Source organism: Endobacter medicaginis (assembly GCF_014192375.1).
Taxonomy (GTDB): Bacteria; Pseudomonadota; Alphaproteobacteria; order Acetobacterales; family Acetobacteraceae; genus Endobacter; species Endobacter medicaginis.
Window position 1 is genome coordinate 151,006 of the sequence record NZ_JACHXV010000004.1, and the last position, 19,648, is coordinate 170,653.

The window sequence follows — 19,648 nt, forward strand, 5'->3', positions numbered from 1 at the left end:
ACGGTCTCTCAGCCCTCGATCCGCGCATGCGCGCCGGCTTCGCCAAGACGCCAGTAGCCGGCGGCATGGACACGTGCGCGCGGGATCTGGCGTTCCTCGACCAGATGGCTGCGCAGGCGGCGGGCAGTGTCGATCTCGGTGGCGATCCAGATCTCGCCTGCGAGCAGCGGCGCGTCGAGCGATTCGATTGCCTGGTCGAGCAGGCGGGTGCAACCCGGCGCGGCGGCGCGGCGGTGGCGCCACAGGAGATGCAGCCCGGCAGGGGTGGAGAGCGGCAGTTCGGCAGCCTCGTCGGCAATCTCGATGATCGCGGTCACAGAGGTTCCGAGCGGCAGTTCCTCGAGCCGGCGCGCGATCGACGGCAGGGCGGTCTCGTCGCCGATCAGCAGCCAGCGGTCGGTGGGCGGCACCGGGCGGGAGCCGCGCGGGCCGCCTATCGACAGGCGCTGGCCGATCCGCGCCGCTTCGGCCCAGGCCGAGGCCGGCCCGGCATGCCGGTGCAGGACGAAATCGATCGTCAGCTCACCGCGCACCGCATCGAAGCGGCGCGGCGTATAATCGCGCGCCACGCTCTCGCCCTCCGGCGTGTCGAAGAACAGCTTCACATGGTCATCCGGGGCGAGGGAGGTGAAGCCCTCCATCTCCGGACCGCCGAAGACGATCCGGCGCATCGCCGGACTGATCGTCTTCACGGCCACCACCTCGCCGGTCCGGCGCGGAACACCTGCACGCGGAGCGGCCAGGCCGCCTACGCCTCGCGGGCTCGCGGGAAACAGCGCGCTCACCGCTCGCTCTCCGGCGTCGGACGGAGGATCTGCCGCGTGGCCTCGTCGAGGATGCGGGCAATCCGCCGCGCCTCGTCAGGAGCAGCCCCCCGGGCGCGGATCAGTGCCGATTTGAGCGCGTGACGGGCACGGTGGAGCTCCTCCGCGGCGGCGGGATCGGCGTCGCCCACCCCGCTGAACGCCTCGCGGACCGCCTCCATCCGCCCACCGATGCGGTCGAGAAAGCCGAAGATCGCCTCGACCTCCTGGCGGCCGGCATCGAGATGCGCCCGACCCGCGCCGGTGATGGTGTAGAGCTTGCGATTGCCCTCGGCGGTCGCCTCCGCGAGCCCGGTCTCGTCGAGGAAGGTGAGCGCCGGATAGACCATGCCGGGGCTCGGCGCATAGAAGCCGCCGGAGCGCTGCTCCAGCTCCCGGATCAGCTCGTAGCCATGGGCAGGCGCCGATTCCAGCAGGGCCAGCAGCAGCAGCTGGAGCTGGGCGCTGGTGAACTTTCGCGCGGCGATGTGCTCGCCGAAACCGGCGGTGAAGTCACGGCCGAAGCGACGGCCGAACCGTCCGCCGCGGCGCCCGTCGCCACGCGGGTCATCATCGCGACCGCGCGGTGGACCGCCATCGCGCCCGCGGTCGGGGCCGCCGTGGCTGGCCCAGCGGGCGAAGGCATCGAATTGACGCTCGAAGGCATCGTGGATGGGCTCGCGTCTGAAACGCATCGCATTTACTCCGTAAGACATGTCTTACGATATGTTTTGCGATAGATGAGTTGCAAGCGAAATCGGCACACGCCCCCTCACCCGACCTGTGGCGCCACGCGGCGCAGCCGGCCCGTCAGCCGCGCCCGCAACCGGCCGAGCCGCGCCACCCCCGCGAGACGGCGGTCGAGGAACTCCATCGTCGCCTCGCCGCCACTCATGTCCGACAGCCAGAACAGCAATGTGGCACTCCACACTGCCGCGAGGATGGCGCGCTTGGTGTACCAGGAGAAATCCGCCGAGGTGTCGCCGGCCGCATGCCAGATCGAATCAACCGTGCGCGCGGTGATCCGCGCCGTCGCGCGCGCATGGAGGGGGAGTGCGAGGATCGCCAGGGCCCGGCGGATCGCCTCGCGCTCGCCGGCCGCCTGGTCCAGCCGCAGTCCGATCAGCGCACGGATACGCTGGGTCAGCCCGGCGGTGCGGCCGGCGAAAAGGGCACGAGCGGCCGTCTCCATGCGGCGATCGGCATAGTCGACATAGGCCTCGACGAGGTCGATGGTGCCGCCGGGAAACAGCAGGTCGGCATCCGCTCCGGCGGCCTCGCGCAGATTGGCGATCGTCCAGCCGCCGAAGGCGATGGCCGGCAGCACGGCCTCGATGGCTGCATCACGTTCGGCGCTGCGTTCGATCGGCGGCATGCTCGTTTCCTTCTTACATCGGCCCGAACCGGGCCACCTCGTCCTCGAACCCCATCCGCGACGCGTCCTCCATCCTGGCCGGGTAGAGAATGCCGTCGAGGTGATCGTATTCGTGTTGCAGCACATTGGCGAGGAACCCGCCCGCCTCACCCTCGACGACTGCGCCGCTGCGGTCGACACCGCGATAGCGTACCCGTTCGGCGCGTGGCACCACCCCGCGCAGGCCCGGGATCGACAGGCAGCCTTCCAGCCGTCCCACCCGTGACTCGCCCAGCAGTTCGAGTTCCGGATTGATCAGGACCCCAGCCTCGACCGGCGGATCACCCTCGCCGGCGCTGCGTTCGGCGGGCACGCGATAGACAAACAGACGCAGCGAGCGATGCACCTGGGGTGCGGCGAGCCCCACCCCTCGCGCATCCAGCATCGTCTCCAGCATGTCATCGACCAGCCGGGTAATTTCGGGATCGGTCGGATCGGTGACAGGATCGGCACGTCGCAGCAGCACCGGGTGGCCCATGCGGGCGATTTTCAGCAAGGCCATGCGGACCAGTCTAGCGTCTCTCCGGCCCAGGCCAAAACACCCTGACGCGGAGGACAGAGCTCACCGCGCCCCGCCGGTCGGCCATGCGCAAAAGGCTTGGAGAATCGCAAACCGGCATGTTATACGCCGCGCTCCTTGGCGGACTGGCCTGGGGCGCACAGACACATGCGCCCGATGCTGTGGCCGCAAAACCGAAAGAGTTCGTCGCGCGAGCGCGCGACCAGGAGATGACGGCCCAGTGCAGGTTCTCGTTCGCGACAACAATGTCGACCAGGCGCTCAAGGCGCTGAAGAAGAAGATGCAGCGCGAAGGAGTGTTTCGCGAGATGAAGCTGCGTCGCCACTACGAGAAGCCCTCCGAGCGCAAGGCGCGCGAGGCGGCCGAGGCCGTGCGCCGTGCGCGCAAGATGGAGCGCAAGCGCATCGAGCGCGAGGGGTTCTAAAAACCTCTCCGCGTGGGGCCTGCGGGCCTCGCGGCTTGACGCCGAGGACGGATACGAGAAACCGGAGCTTCCCAGCGGGGGGCTCCGGTTTTTTTGCGGCCGGCCGATCCGTGCCGCCGTCAGTGCCGGGCCACCCGTCGACCGCCAACGATGGTTTCGGCCACGGCGCGGTCGTCTCCCATCGTCATCAGCATGAACAGCGTCTCGTCGAGGTCACGCATCGGCCGGTCGGCGCGATGCGCCATTGCCGGGGTGGCGCGAGGGTCGAGCACGACCAGATCGGCGGCCAGACCCGGCGCGATCCGGCCGATCTCGCCCGCCAGACCCAGCGCCTCCGCATTGCCGCGCGTCATCAGCCGAAACGCCGCCCGCGCCGGCCAGCTCTGCCCCTGGAGCTGGAGGATCTTGTAGGCCTCCGCGGCGGTGCGCAGCATCGAGTAGTCGGTGCCGCCGCCGATATCGGTGGCCAGCGACAACCTGACCCCCGCCGCGCGCATCCGGGCGAGATCGAACAGCCCTGAGCCGAGAAAGAGGTTCGAAGTCGGGCAGAACACCGCCACCGAGCGCCGCCGCGCGATCACGTCGAGCTCGCGATCCGACAGATGGATGCAATGCCCGAGCAGGGTGCGCTCGGTGAGAAGACCGTGCCGGTCATAGATGTCGGTATAGTCGCGCGCCTCAGGATAAAGACCGCAGGCGGTGGCGATCTCGGCGTGGTTCTCGCTCAGATGCGTCTGCACCCAGCATTCCGGATGCGCGCGCACCAGTGCCGCGCTCGCTTCGAGCTGGGCGGGGGTGGAGGTGATCGCGAAACGCGGCGTGATCGCGTAGCCGGCCCTGCCCTGCCCGTGCCATCGCGACAGCAGGGCGACACTCTCGGCCGCCCCCGTCTGCGCCGTATCACACAGCTCGGGCGGCGCGTTGCGGTCCATCATCGTCTTGCCGGAAATCAGCCGCATCCCGCGCGATGCCGCCGCGGCGAACAGTGCGTCCGCCGCAGCGGCATGCACCGACGAATAGGCGCACACGCTGGTGGTGCCGTTGCGGAGCAGTTCATCGAGAAAGAAGCCGGCCAATGTGGCGGCATGGGCCGGGTCGGCGGCACGGGCTTCCTCGGGAAACACGTAGCCGCCCAGCCAGTCCAGCAACTGCTTGCCATAGGAGCCGATCACCTGGGTCTGTACATAATGCGCATGGGTATCGATGAAGCCCGGCAGGATCAGCCGGCCGCGATGATCGAGCGTCTCGATGCCCGGATGGGCGTCCAGCAGTGCTGCCGGTCCCACCGCGGCGATGCGGCCACGCGACACCACCACCGCGCCGTCGTCGAACACCGTCGGGGTGTCGTCTTCGGCATCGAAGCTGACGATGCAGCCGCGCAGGGCGTAGCTGTCGGGCGGGGTCGGTTCGGCGGGCATCCGGCCAAACTAGCCTCTCGCCAGCACCGCCGAGAAGGTCCATGCTCCATTGCATGAGCGATCCGGTCATCGACGCGCTGAACAGTGGCACAGAGGCGGAATTCGTCGCCCGGCTCGGTGCGGTCTACGAGCACTCGCCCTGGATCGCCGAAGCCGCCTGGGCGAAGCGGCCGTTCCGGGACCGCGACGACCTCGCCCGCCGCATGCAGGACGTGCTGATGCAGGCGCCGCGCGCGCAACAGGATCAGGTGATCCGCGCGCATCCCGATCTCGGCGGCCGGCTGGCACGCGCGGGCGTGCTGACGCCGCATTCGCGCGACGAGCAGGCCTCGCTCGGCCTCGATCACCTCGCCAGCGAGGATTACGACCGGCTCGACCAGTTCAACCGCGACTATGCGCAGAAATTCGGCTTTCCGTTCATCGCTGCCCTGCGCGACCACAGCCTCGGCAGCCTGATCGACTCGATGTCGCGGCGCGTCAGCAACACGCCCGACGAGGAACATGCGGCCGCCCTGTTCCAGATCGGGCGCATCGCCTGGTACCGCATCAACGACCTGCGCTGAACGCCAGCGCCTCCGCCACGTTGATTCCTGACAAGAACGAACCAGCGGGATGGAAATGCCGGATACGACCCTGTCGAACTGCGTGCGGGATGCCGCGACCCAAGCCGCAGGCCTGCCGCGCCGACGCTCGGTACCGGTCTCGCTGATCGCCGCCGTCGCAGCCCTGGGCGGGCTGCTGTTCGGCTACGACACAGGCATCATCTCCGCCGCCCTGCTCTTCATCGGCGACACCTTCGCCCTCGACGACACGGTCAAGCAGATCGTCACCGCCGCCATCGTCGCCGGCGCGCTGGTCGGCTGCCTGGCGGCCGGCCCGGCAGCCGACCGGCTCGGACGGCGGCTGGGGATCATCCTGTCGGCGACCATCTTCGCGGTCGGCTCGATCGCGTCGGCCTATGCGGGATCGCCCCTCACGCTGGTCGCCTCGCGCCTGCTGCTGGGCCTCGCGGTCGGCGCGGTCACGCAGGTGATCCCGGTCTATATCGCCGAGCTCGCCCCGGCCGCGCGTCGGGGCTCGATGGTGGTGCTGTTCCAGCTCGCCATCGTCGGCGGCATCCTGGCCTCGACCATCGTCGGCTGGTGGCTGGGCGGGTCGGGCAACTGGCGGCTGATGTTCGCCCTCGGCGTGGTACCTGCGGCGGTCCTGCTCGCCTCGATGCCGTTCCTGCCGGAAAGCCCACGCTACTTCGTGCTCAAGGATCGTCTGGCCGAGGCGTTCGCCATCCTGCGCGATGTGCGCGGCAGTGAGGCCGAAGCCGCCGCCGAGCTGGAGGCGATCCTCGCGCAGCCGCGCGAGGACGGTTCATGGGCATTGCTGTTCTCGCCGAAGATCCGTCCCGCGCTGATCGCCGGCATGGGGGTGGCGATGTTCAGCCAGATCACCGGCACCAACGCGACGATCTACTACGCGCCCACCATCCTCGCCTCGGCCGGGTTCGGTGCAGGCGCGGCACTCGCCACCCAGCTCGCGATCGGGGTGACGATCGTGATCGCCACCATCATCGGCCTTTCGGTGGTCGATCGCTGGGGACGGCGGACGCTGATGCTGCGCTTCCTGCCGGTGGCCGCCATCAGCCTGGTCCTGCTGAGCGTGTCGTTCATCGGCGGCAATCCCACGGGGGCGGCCCGCTACACGGCAGCGGCGGGGCTGTTCGGCTACGAGATCTTCAACATCGGCTCGATCTCGGTGGCGATCTGGCTGGTCGGCGCGGAGGTGTTCCCGCTGGCGATCCGCGGCAAAGGAATGAGCATGGTCGCACTCAGCCACTGGCTGTTCGACCTCATCGTGTCGCTCACCACGCTCACCCTGGTGGCGAAGCTGGGCACGGCGGGTGCGTTCGGCCTGTTCGCGCTCATCAACGCGGCGGCCTGGCTGTTCGTCTGGCGGGCCGTGCCGGAGACCAAGGGGCGCTCGCTCGAGGAAATCGAGGCAAGCCTCAACGAGGGACGGTTCGCGCGCCACTGACGATCCCACCCCTCAAGCGCGGCCGGATGGAGGCTTACGGACCGGGTGTCAGCGTGGGATATCTGCGGTGGTCGGCCGACGCAAGGCAACGCCAGCGATATCTGGAGGCGGGAGGGGCGGATGAAATTGCATCACCTACGTGCGCTGGTCGCAATGGCCGACGCCGGGACGTTCAATGCCGCCGCCGAGACGCTGCATATCACGCAGGGCGCGCTGAGCAAGGCGATCAAGGAACTGGAAGCCTCACTGGGGATCGCGCTCTTCGAGCGCTCGAACAGGGGCGTCCGCCTTACTGCACAGGGGCATCGTCTGGTGATCCATGCCCGCCACATCGGCGAGAGCGTAAGACGCGCCAAGGATGACCTTCACGAGACCGAGGATGGCGGACGCGTCATCGCCACCATCGGTGTCACGCCCGTCGTGTCGATCATGCGCGAGATCAGCGACGCGATCATCGCGTTCCGCCGCCACAATCCGAAGACCCGTCTGCGGGTTCTGGAGATGAGACCCAGCCAGATGATGCAGGAGCTGCGCGACGGCACGCTCGATTTCGCCGTCAGTTCGCAGATGCCAATCAACAGCCGCCCGGACGAGTGCGTGTTGCTCAGACAGATCCCCACCCTTGTCACCTGCCACAAGGCTCACAAGCTGCGCGGAGCCGACAGCGTACGAGATCTGCTCGACGAAGAATGGGTGGCACAGGACTCGATGGACGACGTGACGTCGCCGTTCTACCGAATGTTCACCGAGCTCGGACTGCCGTTTCCCCAGCGGGTAACGGAATGTACGGCTTCCGTCACCGCCCATCTGCTGGCCGTGCATACCGACAGCATCATGCTTCTGTCGGGTGCGTCCTTCACCCATCAGACGATCCTGCAGTCACTGGTGCCGATCCGGGTCCGCGAGACACTCCCGTCACGCGATCTGGTGCTGATCGCACGTAATCGACATGTTTTTGCGGCGCCGGTGCTGCGGCTCTACGAGACATTCCGCAAGACCCTGTCCAGCCCGGAGCGGTCCAGCACGCTCTGAGAAACGGTTCCAGTGGCGGATCATGCCCTCCACGCGGCCGGGATCAATTTTCATACCCTTGAATAAAATTACGCTGCCTCATCGCATCCGTCACGATAGGTTCACAACGGAAGCACAATGAAGAGGCAGCAACATGGCTTGCCACGCAACTAACGTCACCGAGATGCAAATTGACGCTTTCCATCATGGGGAATTCGGAAAGTCATCAAAAATCGGCACCATGGCAGCAGTGACCGGAAACGCGCTCGAAGTCTATGACTTTACTGTATACAGCTTTTTTTCAATCTACATTTCTCGTGAATTCTTTCCGGTGGGCAGCGAACTCGTATCGCTGCTCGTCTCGCTGGCCACGTTCGGCGTGGGATTTTTCATCCGGCCGTTCGGGGCGGTGCTCATCGGCCATTACGCCGACCGGCATGGCCGCAAGCCGGCCCTGACATTGACCATCGGCCTGATGTTCATCGGAACCGCGGCCATCGCATTCACCCCGTCCTACGCGCAGATCGGCATCGCCGCGCCGCTGCTGGTGGTCGTCGGACGGCTGCTGCAGGGCTTCTCCTCGGGCGGCGAGATCGGAACGGCCACGACCTGGCTGCTCGAAAGCACTGTCCGTCGACGGCGCTGCGAGCTGGTAAGCTGGCAGGCGGCCAGCCAGGGCGCCGCCGCAGCGTTCGGCGCCCTCGTGGGGCTTTCGCTGCACGCCCTCGTGCCCGAGACCGCCATGCAGGCCTGGGGATGGCGCACCGCCTTTCTCATCGCGCTGCTGATCGGTCCGGTCGGTCTGTATATCCGCGCCAAGCTGCGCGAGACGGCGCTGCCCGCCACGGACGTTGCGCTGCACTGGTTCGACATCTTCGCCGCTGAATGGAAGATCCTGCTCCAGGGGGTCCTGCTGATGGCAGGCAGCACGGTCTCCTCGTACGTCATGATCTACTACATGCCGGTCTATCTGGTGCGTTCGCTCGGGTTTTCTCAGACCCTGGCGTTTGTCGTGCCGTGCATCGCCGGCCTCACCATGCTGATCGTCAGCCCGCTCGGCGGACGCTTGGCCGATCGCCACAAACTGCGCCGGTCCCTGCCGCTCGGACTGGGCGTGGTACAGATGGTACTGATCCTGCCGCTGTTTCATCTGCTGGTGTCGAAATCGCCGATGCTCGTGATTCTCCCGGCGATGTCGGCGTTCTTCGCCTTGGGCGCTCTGGGCTCCGGCGCGGGGACGGCCCTGATGATCGAGGCCTTTCCGCGTCGCCACCGCGCGGCCGGAATGGCGATCTCCTATAGCTGCGGTGTCACCGTCTTCGGAGGGTTCGCTCCGATGATCGTCACCTGGTTGATCTCGGTCACCCACAGCGTCATGGCGCCGGCCTGGTACCTGCTCGCGGCCACGACCATCAGCCTGATAACGGTGCTCTTCTATCCACCGGAAAACGCGAAATAAGCCTCGACGACGCGACCGTCGGTTTTCCCAAAGCAATATCGAGAACCCGAAATGAATCACATTGACTCGACCGGTTCGCCGGCCGACCTCAGCGCACGCGATCTTCACGAACGCTATCGCGACGGCTCCCTCTCGCCGGTTGACGTCGTCCGCTCGGTGCTCGATCGGATCGAGGCATGCGAGCCTGCCCTGCATGCCACCTACGCGATCAGCGCCGACGCGGCACTGGCGGAGGCCCGGGCATCGGAGACACGCTGGCGCGGCAACGCTTCGCTCGGCCCGCTGGACGGCGTCCCGGTCACGGTCAAGGAGAACGTCGCCAGCAAGGGCACTCCGGTCCCGCTGGGCAGCGCGGCGAGCGACCTCGTCCCCGCCGAGGACGATGCACCGCCGATGGCACGGCTTCGCGAAGCAGGCGCCATCCTGGTGACCAAGACCACGATGCCGGATTTCGGTCTCCTGGCGGCCGCACCCTCCAGCTTCCATGCACTGACACGCAACCCGTGGGACCTTAGCCGAACCCCGGGCGGATCGAGCTCCGGAGCCGCCGCCGCCGCGGCGGCCGGCTACGGACCACTGCATGTCGGCACCGACATCGGCGGCTCCATCCGCATTCCCGCCGGCTTCTGCGGCGTCTTCGGTCTCAAGCCAAGCTGGGGGCGCGTTCCGCATCTCAATCCGTATTTCCTGCGTGTTACCGGACCGATCACGCGCGAGGTTGCCGACGCAGCAAAGATGATGGAGGTCCTGTCCCTACCGGACGAGCGCGACTACATGAGCCTGCCTTACCAGCCGCTGCCCTGGAGCGATCTCGCGCCCACCGACCTGAGGGGTCTTCGGCTGGCACTGCTGCTGGATGCTGGCAGCGACCTTGCTGTCGATCCGGAAGTGGTCGCTGCGGTGAGCGGCGCTGCGAGAATTCTCGAGGCACAGGGAGCGACGATCGTGCCAGTCGACAACTGGGTCGAAGACGAGATGCGGCAGGGTTTCAGCACCTTCATGCATATCCGCGCGGCAGCCGATCTGGAGGAACTCAGGCCGGAGCAGCAGCAAAAGCTCCATCCCATCATCCGCGAGGCGATCGCGCGGCAACCCGAGATCGACGCAAAGGCGCTCCATCGGGCGCAACGCAGTGTTCTCGCCATGAAGCAGCGGACGACTCAGGTGAGCGCCGGGTTCGATTTCGTGCTGTCGCCGGTGTCGCCCGGACCCGCTTTCGCCGCGGAACTGTGGTGTGCGGATCCTGAGATCGGAATCGTGAGCGATACCGTGTTCACGTCCGTCCACAACGTCTCGGGACAGCCAGCGGCCTCGATCACGTGCGGCTACACGAAAGCCGGCCTGCCGATCGGCCTGCAGATCGCCGGCCGCCGGTTCGACGACGTCGGCGTGCTGAGGCTGTCGCGTGCCTGGGAACTGCTGCGTCCCGAGCCGCGCGCCTGGCCCACGCAACAGGTCATTCGATCGGCCGCGATGACCTGATCGACCGCAAGGCCTCCATGCGCCGCGCCACCGCACACCGATCAATGAAATCGCGAAGCGAGCCACGCGCGAGGGACAGGATCGGGGTCGGCCGCGCACGACATCCACAAGACCGGAAAGAGTTTTCGCAAGTTAGGAAACAACGCATGTCCTCACGACAAGGTGCCGCTCTCGTCTGCGTCCTGCTCGACAGCACGGTCATGACAGATCCTGCAGCAAGGGCGGCGACAGGGTCCGGCCCGAAGGCGGATGTCGCTCACGCCTCGGCACAGATGCGCCCCGCCTCTCCAGCGTCGCACGGCACGGGCCGCCGAACCCGCATCGCGACAGCGGAGGAGACGCTCAACGTTACCGCGTCGCGCAACGCCTTTCGCTTCTCCAGCGCGCAGCACATCGCCGATTCCGCAACCCGGATCAGCGCCGAGGAACTCATCAACCGCAACGTCGTCGCGGCGACCGACCTGCAGCAGATCGTTCCCAACGTGACGATTCAGACGATGAACGGAACCTCGACGGTCAACTACCTCGTGCGCGGCATCGGCATGAACGACTACACTCAGAACGCAATGCCTTCCGTTCTGACCTACGTCGACGGCGTGGCTTTCCCGCTCGCACAGATGAGCAATGGCATGCTGTTCGACCTGGGCTCGGTCGATGTCGTGCCGGGGCCGGTGGGCACCCAGCACGGACAGTCCGAGACCGGCGGCGAGATCAACATCCAGACCGCCGATCCGACGCCGCAATGGCATGGCGGGGTCTCGCAGGACATCGCAAGTTACGCGCGCGCGCGGAGCAACTTCTTTCTCTCCGGACCGCTGTCACCGACCCTTTCGTGGCGACTGTCGGGACAGTCGCAGCAGGGCGGCGGGTGGCAAACGAGGCCACTCGATGGCGCGCATCTTGGAGACGCCAGCCAAGGCGCACTGAGATCGAAGCTGCGCTGGCAGCCGGATGACAAGACCGACATCACGCTGACCGGCCACTGGGTGCAGGACAATTCGGAGGTCGTCACTGGAAAGCCGTTCCTCAATGTCCAGCCGGTCGGGACGATACCGAAGATGGGTTTCGAACAGGCGGTGTGGGACCTGCGGCCACAGTTCGCAGCCCTCGTGGGACGTCCGGCCGGCATCAAGCCCTCCGAGCACAACACGTTCTGGGGCTCGGATTTGAGGGCGTCGCGCGTGCTCGGCCCGGTCACGCTGAGCGCCATCAGCGCATTCGAAACGGAGCGGATCGCCGAATACACCGATCAGGACGCCACCCAGTATGCGACCGGCGACCAATACCGCAATGTGGTTGCGAATTCGTTCTCACAGGAGATCGACCTGCGGAATACGGATCGGCAGTCCCGCTTCCAGTGGAGCGTGGGCGCCTATTACAACCGGGTTCGCATGGCGCAGCAGTTCTTCTACGACTTCACCAACTACCTGCCGCAGCGCGGCTATCTGTCGGAAACGTCCTACCGGCAGAACCAGCAGACGTTTTCGCAGTTCGCCCACGCGTCATATCGGTTCGCACATGACGTCACGCTGTTCGGCGGGATCACGCACGAGGCCGATGACCGCCAGCTTCTGGGGCTGAGGACGCGGCGGTTCGGCGTCAGCGACCTTCACTTCGACAACGAAGCGACATCGGCAAACCAGTTCAGCGGTGTCGCGGGGATACAGTGGCAGCCCACGTCGAAGACGATGACCTATTTCAAGGTCTCGAAGGGGTTCAAACCCGGCGGTTTCACTGCCAACAATACCGTCATTCAACAGCAGCTTGCGCCTTACAAGCCGGAAACACTGCTGGCCTACGAACTGGGCTTCAAGAGCGACATCATCTCCCAGGTATTGCGGCTCAACGGCGCCGCATTCTTCTACGACTACCACGACCAGCAGGTGCTGACCTCGCTCCTGGTGCCGAACTACGGGCCGATCGGCGTGTTTCTCAATGCTCCCAAATCGCAGGTCTGGGGCATCGAACTGAGCGCCGGGCTCCATCCGATCAAACATGTCTTTCTTAGCGGCAACATGGGCTACCAGCGCGCGACCTATCAGAACTACCAGGCGCTCGATACGACGGCGGTCGCGGCCTATGCCAAGGCGCATAACGGGACGTGGCAAGCCTTCTACACAGACTACGCTGGGGTCGATACCGGCCTGCCGAAGCTCTCGCTTAACGGCACCGCTGAATACCGGTTCGAACCGTTCAGGCGTTACGAATGGGCCAACGGCGTCGATGGAAGCTATCGCGGTGCGCAAGCTCTCAGCCCGGGCGTCAGCTCCGGGCCGTTTCTGCTGCCGGCATATTTCCTGCTGGGAGCCCATTCGACCCTACGTCCAGCATCGGGCCGCTGGTCGCTCACGGTCTATGCCTCGAACATCTTGCAACGACACTACCAGATCAGCGCCGGCATGGTCACCACGACCTACTACTACATTCCCGCAGCACCTCGTTTTATCGGCGGACGGTTCGGCGTCAGTTTCTGACAGAGGGGATTCCCCTCGTTCCAGGGGCCCGCTCGCTGCACCGTTCCGTGTCGTAGGAGCCTCGTGGGATGGTGGGCGGTGACGGTTTCGAACCGCCGACCCTCTCGGTGTAAACGAGACGCTCTACCGCTGAGCTAACCGCCCAAACCGTTGCGAAGCGATTCAGACCGCCGGCTTTACCGGCGGTCATCGCACCCTGCCCGCTCTAATGCGGCAGCGAGGCGCCGGCCGCAACCGGGGCCGGGTTGGTCACCACCTCGGGCGGCTCCTCCCATTCGATGGCTTCCGGCGGACGCACCAGTGCATGGGCGATAACCTCGTCGACATGGGCCACCGGAATCAGGGTAAGACCGCTTTTGACGTTGTCGGGAATCTCGACGAGGTCCTTCTCGTTCTCCTTGGGGAAGAACACCGTCTTGATGCCGGCGCGCAGGGCCGCGAGCAGCTTCTCCTTCAGACCGCCGATCGGCAGCACCCGGCCACGCAAGGTGATCTCGCCGGTCATCGCCACATCACGACGGACCGGAATGCCGGTCAGCACGCTCACCAGCGAGGTCGCCATCGCGATGCCGGCCGACGGGCCGTCCTTCGGCGTCGCGCCCTCTGGCACGTGCAGATGGACGTCGCGCTTCTCGAACACGGTCGGCTTGATGCCGAAATGGATCGAGCGCGAGCGCACGTAGCTCATCGCGGCCGACACACTCTCCTGCATCACCTCGCCGAGCTTGCCGGTCTGCTTCACCTGCCCCTTGCCGGGCACCACCACGCTCTCGATGGTCAGGATCTCGCCACCCACCTCGGTCCAGGCCAGGCCGGTGACGACACCGACCAGATCTTCCGCCTCGACCTCGCCGTAGCGGAATTTCTTCACGCCGGCATATTTCTCGAGGTTGTCGAGGGTGACGCGCACCGTCTCGGTTTGCCCGGACACGATCTCTCGGGTCGCCTTGCGTGCCAGCCGGGCCAGCTCGCGCTCGAGCGAACGCACGCCTGCCTCGCGGGTGTAGGTACGCACCAGCTCGCGAAGGGCCTCGTCGTCGATCTCCCACTCGCCGGGCTTGAGGCTGTGGGCCTCGGCCTGCTTGGCGATCAGGTGGCGACGCGAGATCTCGACCTTTTCATCCTCGGTGTAGCCCGACAGGCGGATGATCTCCATGCGGTCCAGCAGCGGCTGCGGCATGTGCAGGGAGTTGGCCGTGGTGACGAACATCACGTCGGAGAGGTCGTAATCCACCTCCAGATAATGGTCCGCGAAGGAGGCGTTCTGCTCCGGATCGAGCACCTCGAGCAGGGCCGAGGACGGATCGCCGCGCCAGTCCGCACCCAGCTTGTCGATCTCGTCGAGCAGGAACAGCGGGTTGGAGGTCTTGGCCTTCTTCATGCCCTGGATGATCTTGCCGGGCATCGAACCGATATAGGTGCGGCGATGGCCGCGGATCTCGGCCTCGTCGCGCACGCCGCCGAGCGACATGCGCACAAAATTGCGGCCCGTCGCCTTCGCGATCGACTTGCCGAGCGAGGTCTTGCCGACACCGGGCGGCCCGACCAGGCACAGGATCGGCCCCTTGAGCTTGTTGGCCCGCACCTGCACGGCAAGATATTCGAGGATGCGCTCCTTGACCTTCTCCAGCCCGTAATGGTCGGCATCCAGCACGGCCTCTGCGGCAGCGATGTCGTGGCGCACCTTGCTGCGCTTCTTCCACGGCAGCGAGACGATCCAGTCGAGGTAGTTGCGCACGACGGTCGACTCGGCGCTCATCGGGCTCATGCCGCGCAGCTTCTTGAGCTCGCCCATCGCCTTGTCGCGGGCTTCGCGGCTCAGCCGCGTCTTCTTGATCTTCTCCTCGATCTCGGCGGTCTCGTCGCGGCCTTCCTCGCCCTCGCCGAGTTCCTTCTGGATCGCCTTCATCTGCTCGTTGAGGTAGTACTCGCGCTGCGTCTTCTCCATCTGCCGCTTGACGCGGTTGCGGATGCGCTTCTCCACCTGCATGACGCCGATTTCCGACTCCATGTGAGCGAACACGCGCTCCAGACGCTCGGAGACGCGGCCGATCTCCAGCGTCTCCTGCTTCTCCGCCACCTTGAGGCTGAGATGCGAGGCGATGGTGTCGGCAAGCTTGCCGGCATCCTCGATCTGGTTGAGCGAGACCAGCACCTCGGGCGCGATCTTCTTGTTGAGCTTGATATACTGCTCGAACTGCTGGACCACGGTACGGGCGAGTGCTTCGACCTCGCCGGAGGCATCGGCCTCCTCGGCGATCGGCTCGACCTTCGCCTCGAAATGCGCCTCGGTCTCCACAAACTCGGTGATGCGCGCGCGCTGGCCGCCCTCGACCAGCACCTTCACCGTGCCGTCGGGCAGCTTGAGCATCTGCAGGATCGTCGAGATCGTGCCGACCTCGTAGATATCCTCGACGCCGGGATCGTCCTGGGCGGCATTGCGCTGTGCCACCAGCAGGATCTGCTTGTCCTCACGGGCCACCGCCTCGAGTGCCCGGACCGATTTCTCGCGGCCGACGAACAGCGGCACGATCATGTGCGGGAACACCACGATGTCGCGCAGCGGCAGCACCGCGATCGAGGCGCGGTCGATGGCGCCCGTCGCCACCTTGGGCTCGGGCGCGTTGTCCTGTGTGTTGTCGTCGTCAGACATTGTCGATTGACCTCCGATGGGACAGTCCGGCCCGTCCGCACCCGTTCGTGGCATGCGCAGCGCCGTCTGTGTCCTGCCCGCCTGCGTCCCGCATGGGCCCGCCGGGCAGGGATGATCCGTGCATCAGGCCGACTGCTCGGCCTTCTGCTCCTTGCCGTAGACGAAGACCGGGGCCGCCTTGGCATCGGCGACCTCACGGTTGATCACCACCTCGTCGACATTCTCCAGACCCGGCAGGTCGAACATGGTGCCGAGCAGGATGCCCTCCATGATCGAGCGCAGGCCGCGCGCGCCGGTCTTGCGGGCGATGGCGCGGGCAGCGACGGCCTTGAGCGCATCCTCGGTGAAGGAGAGCTTCACCCCCTCCATCTCGAACAGCCGCGCATACTGCTTGATCAGCGCGTTCTTCGGCTTGGTCAGGATCTGGATCAGCGCCGCCTCGTCGAGATCCTCCAGGGTGGCCACCACCGGCAGGCGGCCGATGAACTCCGGGATCAGGCCGAACTTGAGCAGATCCTCGGGCTCGACCTCATGCAGGATCTGCCCCGTGCGGCGCTCGTCGGGGCCGCGCACATCGGCACCGAAGCCGATCGCCGAGCCTTTTCCGCGCGCACCGATGATCTTCTCCAGGCCCGCGAACGCACCGCCGCAGATGAAGAGGATGTTGGTGGTGTCGACCTGCAGGAACTCCTGCTGCGGATGCTTGCGCCCGCCCTGCGGCGGCACCGAGGCGACGGTGCCTTCCATGATCTTGAGCAGCGCCTGCTGAACGCCCTCGCCGCTGACGTCGCGGGTGATCGAGGGGTTGTCGGACTTGCGCGAAATCTTGTCGACCTCGTCGATATAGACGATGCCGCGCTGGGCGCGCTCGACATTGTAGTCGGCGGCCTGGAGCAGCTTGAGGATGATGTTCTCGACATCCTCGCCGACATAGCCGGCCTCGGTCAGCGTGGTCGCATCCGCCATGGTGAACGGCACGTCGAGGATCCGGGCCAGCGTCTGCGCGAGCAGCGTCTTGCCCGAGCCGGTCGGCCCGATCAGCATGATGTTGGATTTGGCGATCTCGATATCGTTGTTCTTCGCCCCGTGCGCCAGCCGCTTGTAATGGTTGTGCACCGCGACCGAGAGCACCTTCTTGGCGTGGCCCTGGCCGATCACGTAGTCGTCGAGGACCTTGCAGATCTCCTTCGGAGTCGGCACCCCGTCGCGCGACTTGACCAGATGCGTCTTGTGCTCCTCGCGGATGATGTCCATGCACAGCTCGACGCACTCGTCGCAGATGAACACGGTCGGCCCCGCGATGAGCTTGCGCACCTCGTGCTGCGACTTGCCGCAGAACGAGCAGTACAGGGTGTTCTTCGAATCGCCGGCCTTGCTCATTGCCACTCCCGCCCCGGGACCCCGTCTTGGCTTCGGGTCCCGGTCCTCGCCTGGAAGGTGATGCCCCTTGTTCTGGGCACAACCCTCCCGTTGTATGAAACAGGGCAGGCCTGTTTCAGTCCCATGTCAAGCGCGCGATCGCCCCGACCGCGCGGTGACAGCCCAATTCAGGCCTTCGCGGCGCCTTCCGCGTCGCGCGGATGCTTGCGCACCACCTCGTCGACCAAGCCGAATCCGACCGCCTCCTCCGCCGAGAGATAGGAGTCGCGGTCGAGCCTGGCCTCGATCGCCTCCAGGGTCTGCCCGGTATGCTGCTCGTAGATCTCGTTCAGCCGGCCGCGCAGGTAGAGGATCTCGCGGGCCTGGATCTCGATGTCGCTGGCCTGACCCTGCGCACCGCCCGAGGGCTGATGCACCATCACGCGCGCGTTGGGCAGGATGTAGCGCTTGCCCTTCTCGCCGGCGGCGAGCAGCAGCGAGCCCATCGAGGCCGCCTGGCCGATGCAGACGGTCGAGACCGGCGAGCGGATATACTGCATCGTGTCGTAGATCGCGAGCCCGGCCGAGACCACGCCGCCGGGGCTGTTGATGTAGAACGAGATGTCCTTGCCCGGATTGGTGCTCTCGAGGAACAGCAGCTGGGCCGAGATCAGCGAAGCCACCCCGTCATAGACCGGACCGGTCAGGAAGATGATGCGCTCCTGGAGCAGGCGCGAATAGATGTCGAAAGCACGCTCGCCCCGGGCGGTCTGCTCGACCACCATCGGCACCAGCGCGTTGTTGTAGACCTCGACCGGATGACGGTCACGCATAGCGCTCAAACCCCCGATTACCCTGCCATCCGGGTGGACGGCGCCAACTTTGATCATGTCCCAAGGAAGATAGCGCGCTTTGGCGCCCGCACCAGACCCCCGAACGAAAAGGGCCCGGCCGGCCATGCCGGGCGGACCCCTTTTTTCTGAACCCGGGTGCCCGTCGTGGATTGCGTCCGGCGTGGTCAGATGGCGCAGGCCACAATAGGCTCAGAGGTCGGCGGGCGGCATCTCGGCCAGCTCTTCCGGCGTGACGGTCTTGTCCTCGACCTTGGCCAGCTCGATGACGTAGTCCACCACCTTGTTCTCGAAGATCGGACCCCGCAGCGATTCGGCGGCCTGCGGGTTCTTGGAGAAGAACTCGATCACCTGCTGTTCCTGACCGGGGTAGCGCATCGCCTCGGCGCGCATCGCCCCGAACAGCTCCTCCTGGGTCACCGAGATGTTGTTGACGCGGCCGGCTTCGGCTAGCAGCAGGCCCAGCTTCACCCGACGCTCGGCGATCTTGCGGTAATCGGCCTTCAGCGTCTCCTCGTCCTTGCCCTGGTCGTCCGCGTCCTGCTGGCCAGCCTTGCGGTCGGCCTCGACGCGTTGCCAGATGGCGCCGAATTCGGCATCCACCATGCCCGGAGGGGCTTCGAAATCGGTCTTGTCGGCGAGCTGGTCGAGCAGTTCGCGCTTGATGCGCATGCGCGAAATCTGCTCGTACTCGCCGCGCACCTGACCGGCGATCGCCTCGCGGATCTCACCGATGTTCTCGAAGCCGATCTTCTCGGCCAGTGCATCGTCGAGTGCCGGGTCGATCGGGCGCTTGAGATCATGGACGGTGATGTCGAAGGTCGCATCCTTCCCGGCCAGCTCGGTGGCGGTGTAGTCGGCCGGGAAGCTGACATTGATGGTGCGGGTGTCGCCCTTCTTCAGGCCGGCGAGCTGCTCGGTGAAGCCGGGGATGAAGCCCGGACCCTCGACCTCGACATCGACGCCGTTGGCGGTGCCGCCCTCGAAGGCCTCGCCGTCGATCTTGCCGACGAAATCGACGTTCAGCACCTCGCCCTTCTCGGCGCCGCGATCCTCCTCGATGGTCTCGAAGCTGCGCTGGCGACGGGCGATGTCGGTGAGCGCACGCTCGACCGTGGCATCGTCCACCTCGGCGGTCAGCCGGGTCAGCGAAAGCTCGGAGAAGTCAGGCAGGGTGATCTCGGGCAGCAGGTCGAGCGCAATCGAGAATTCCAGATCGCCCTTGCCGTCACCGCCGCGCACCAGTTCGACGCGCGGCTGGCCGGCGGGGCGCAGGGCGCGCCCGTCGAGCACCTCGCGGGTGGCGTCGTTGACGGTCTGCTCCAGCACCTCGCCCTCGACGGCCGCACCGTAGCGCTGGCGCACGATCGACAGCGGCACCTTGCCGGGACGGAAGCCCGGCATGTTCATGGTCTTTCCCAGCTCGACCAGCCGCGCGCTGCGCTTGCTCTCCAGCGCATCGGCGGGCACGGTGACGGTGAAGCCGCGCTTGAGCCCCTCGGAGAGCGTCTCGGTGACCTGCATTGGTCGGGAAATCCCTTACAAAAAATCGGCCCATCCGGCGATCGGGCCACGAAAAGCGATGACGGGGCTGCGGGGCATCGACGGGAGCGGCGGGTCTGACGAGAGTGGGCGCTCCCTGCCCCGTCCCGCCTGGTCTGGTGCGGGCGGAGGGACTTGAACCCCCACGGCTTGCGCCACCAGAACCTAAATCTGGCGTGTCTGCCAATTCCACCACGCCCGCTTCAGCCG

General features: G+C 66.1%; 16 protein-coding genes and 2 tRNA genes. 7 read left to right on the forward strand and 11 right to left on the reverse strand.

Annotation, left to right across the window (positions count from 1 at the left end; genetic code table 11):
* Positions 1-8: 8 nt before the first annotated feature.
* From FHR90_RS06420 to def, 4 genes are all read right to left on the reverse strand, one after another.
* The gene (locus FHR90_RS06420; RefSeq protein ID WP_266152802.1) at positions 9-785 is read right to left on the reverse strand and encodes an SIP domain-containing protein; all 777 of its coding nucleotides are present in this window, start codon (positions 783-785) and stop codon (positions 9-11) included.
* Positions 782-1,498 (reverse strand): PadR family transcriptional regulator, encoded by a 717-nt coding sequence (locus FHR90_RS06425; RefSeq protein ID WP_176624527.1) that lies wholly within the window; start codon positions 1,496-1,498, stop codon positions 782-784. The genes FHR90_RS06420 and FHR90_RS06425 overlap by 4 nt, the downstream gene beginning before the upstream one ends.
* 77 nt (positions 1,499-1,575) lie before the next feature.
* Positions 1,576-2,178, reverse strand: coding sequence for a COQ9 family protein (locus FHR90_RS06430; protein WP_176624525.1), 603 nt, complete (start codon positions 2,176-2,178; stop codon positions 1,576-1,578).
* 13 nt (positions 2,179-2,191) lie between these two features.
* A complete protein-coding gene (def, locus tag FHR90_RS06435; RefSeq protein ID WP_176624523.1) occupies positions 2,192-2,719 on the reverse strand; it encodes a peptide deformylase in 528 nt (175 codons plus the stop codon).
* 238 nt (positions 2,720-2,957) lie between these two features.
* On the opposite strand from def, the gene rpsU reads away from it, so the two are divergent.
* Entirely contained in the window at positions 2,958-3,161 is a 204-nt protein-coding gene (gene rpsU / locus FHR90_RS06440; RefSeq protein WP_176612259.1) for a 30S ribosomal protein S21, read from the forward strand.
* 119 nt (positions 3,162-3,280) lie between these two features.
* On the opposite strand, the gene guaD is transcribed toward rpsU, so the two are convergent.
* Positions 3,281-4,579 (reverse strand): guanine deaminase, encoded by a 1,299-nt coding sequence (gene guaD, locus FHR90_RS06445; RefSeq protein ID WP_176624521.1) that lies wholly within the window; start codon positions 4,577-4,579, stop codon positions 3,281-3,283.
* 53 nt (positions 4,580-4,632) lie between these two features.
* Between guaD and uraD the strand changes: the two genes are divergently transcribed.
* From uraD to FHR90_RS06475, 6 genes are all read left to right on the forward strand, one after another.
* On the forward strand, positions 4,633-5,142 hold the full coding sequence (gene uraD, locus FHR90_RS06450) for a 2-oxo-4-hydroxy-4-carboxy-5-ureidoimidazoline decarboxylase (RefSeq protein ID WP_176624519.1): 510 nt from the start codon (positions 4,633-4,635) through the stop codon (positions 5,140-5,142).
* A gap of 55 nt (positions 5,143-5,197) precedes the next feature.
* Positions 5,198-6,607, forward strand: coding sequence for a sugar porter family MFS transporter (locus FHR90_RS06455; protein WP_183274942.1), 1,410 nt, complete (start codon positions 5,198-5,200; stop codon positions 6,605-6,607).
* A gap of 120 nt (positions 6,608-6,727) precedes the next feature.
* Entirely contained in the window at positions 6,728-7,639 is a 912-nt protein-coding gene (locus FHR90_RS06460) for a LysR family transcriptional regulator (protein ID WP_256123755.1), read from the forward strand.
* A gap of 133 nt (positions 7,640-7,772) precedes the next feature.
* Positions 7,773-9,077: an MFS transporter gene (locus FHR90_RS06465; protein WP_218061918.1), complete on the forward strand. Its 1,305-nt coding sequence runs from the start codon at positions 7,773-7,775 to the stop codon at positions 9,075-9,077.
* Positions 9,078-9,128: 51 nt separating this feature from the next.
* Positions 9,129-10,559 carry an amidase gene (locus FHR90_RS06470; RefSeq protein ID WP_176622010.1) on the forward strand — a complete coding sequence of 477 codons (1,431 nt, stop codon included), beginning with the start codon at positions 9,129-9,131 and terminating at the stop codon, positions 10,557-10,559.
* Between the two features lie 146 nt (positions 10,560-10,705).
* Positions 10,706-13,033 (forward strand): TonB-dependent receptor, encoded by a 2,328-nt coding sequence (locus FHR90_RS06475; protein ID WP_246330075.1) that lies wholly within the window; start codon positions 10,706-10,708, stop codon positions 13,031-13,033.
* Positions 13,034-13,102: 69 nt separating this feature from the next.
* On the opposite strand, the gene FHR90_RS06480 is transcribed toward FHR90_RS06475, so the two are convergent.
* From FHR90_RS06480 to FHR90_RS06505, 6 genes are all read right to left on the reverse strand, one after another.
* Positions 13,103-13,177, reverse strand: a tRNA-Val gene (locus FHR90_RS06480).
* Positions 13,178-13,238: 61 nt separating this feature from the next.
* Positions 13,239-15,686, reverse strand: coding sequence for an endopeptidase La (lon, locus tag FHR90_RS06485; RefSeq protein WP_176622012.1), 2,448 nt, complete (start codon positions 15,684-15,686; stop codon positions 13,239-13,241).
* Positions 15,687-15,809: 123 nt separating this feature from the next.
* Positions 15,810-17,066 carry an ATP-dependent Clp protease ATP-binding subunit ClpX gene (gene clpX, locus FHR90_RS06490; RefSeq protein WP_176622013.1) on the reverse strand — a complete coding sequence of 419 codons (1,257 nt, stop codon included), beginning with the start codon at positions 17,064-17,066 and terminating at the stop codon, positions 15,810-15,812.
* Positions 17,067-17,233: 167 nt separating this feature from the next.
* A complete protein-coding gene (locus FHR90_RS06495) occupies positions 17,234-17,878 on the reverse strand; it encodes an ATP-dependent Clp protease proteolytic subunit (RefSeq protein WP_176622014.1) in 645 nt (214 codons plus the stop codon).
* A 210-nt stretch (positions 17,879-18,088) separates the two neighbouring features.
* Positions 18,089-19,420, reverse strand: coding sequence for a trigger factor (gene tig / locus FHR90_RS06500; protein ID WP_176622015.1), 1,332 nt, complete (start codon positions 19,418-19,420; stop codon positions 18,089-18,091).
* 135 nt (positions 19,421-19,555) lie between these two features.
* Positions 19,556-19,640 (reverse strand) — tRNA-Leu (locus FHR90_RS06505).
* Positions 19,641-19,648: the final 8 nt, after the last annotated feature.

What these genes read in the sequence shown, in the direction of transcription:
- FHR90_RS06425 (WP_176624527.1), bottom strand. Translation starts at nt 1,498, where the DNA reads ATGCGTTTCAGACGCGAGCCCATCCACGATGCCTTCGAGCGTCAATTC.
- FHR90_RS06430 (WP_176624525.1), bottom strand. Translation starts at nt 2,178, where the DNA reads ATGCCGCCGATCGAACGCAGCGCCGAACGTGATGCAGCCATCGAGGCC.
- def (WP_176624523.1), bottom strand. Translation starts at nt 2,719, where the DNA reads ATGGCCTTGCTGAAAATCGCCCGCATGGGCCACCCGGTGCTGCTGCGA.
- guaD (WP_176624521.1), bottom strand. Translation starts at nt 4,579, where the DNA reads ATGCCCGCCGAACCGACCCCGCCCGACAGCTACGCCCTGCGCGGCTGC.
- uraD (WP_176624519.1), top strand. Translation starts at nt 4,633, where the DNA reads ATGAGCGATCCGGTCATCGACGCGCTGAACAGTGGCACAGAGGCGGAA.
- FHR90_RS06455 (WP_183274942.1), top strand. Translation starts at nt 5,198, where the DNA reads ATGCCGGATACGACCCTGTCGAACTGCGTGCGGGATGCCGCGACCCAA.
- FHR90_RS06460 (WP_256123755.1), top strand. Translation starts at nt 6,728, where the DNA reads ATGAAATTGCATCACCTACGTGCGCTGGTCGCAATGGCCGACGCCGGG.
- FHR90_RS06465 (WP_218061918.1), top strand. Translation starts at nt 7,773, where the DNA reads ATGGCTTGCCACGCAACTAACGTCACCGAGATGCAAATTGACGCTTTC.
- FHR90_RS06470 (WP_176622010.1), top strand. Translation starts at nt 9,129, where the DNA reads ATGAATCACATTGACTCGACCGGTTCGCCGGCCGACCTCAGCGCACGC.
- FHR90_RS06475 (WP_246330075.1), top strand. Translation starts at nt 10,706, where the DNA reads ATGTCCTCACGACAAGGTGCCGCTCTCGTCTGCGTCCTGCTCGACAGC.
- lon (WP_176622012.1), bottom strand. Translation starts at nt 15,686, where the DNA reads ATGTCTGACGACGACAACACACAGGACAACGCGCCCGAGCCCAAGGTG.
- clpX (WP_176622013.1), bottom strand. Translation starts at nt 17,066, where the DNA reads ATGAGCAAGGCCGGCGATTCGAAGAACACCCTGTACTGCTCGTTCTGC.
- FHR90_RS06495 (WP_176622014.1), bottom strand. Translation starts at nt 17,878, where the DNA reads ATGCGTGACCGTCATCCGGTCGAGGTCTACAACAACGCGCTGGTGCCG.
- tig (WP_176622015.1), bottom strand. Translation starts at nt 19,420, where the DNA reads ATGCAGGTCACCGAGACGCTCTCCGAGGGGCTCAAGCGCGGCTTCACC.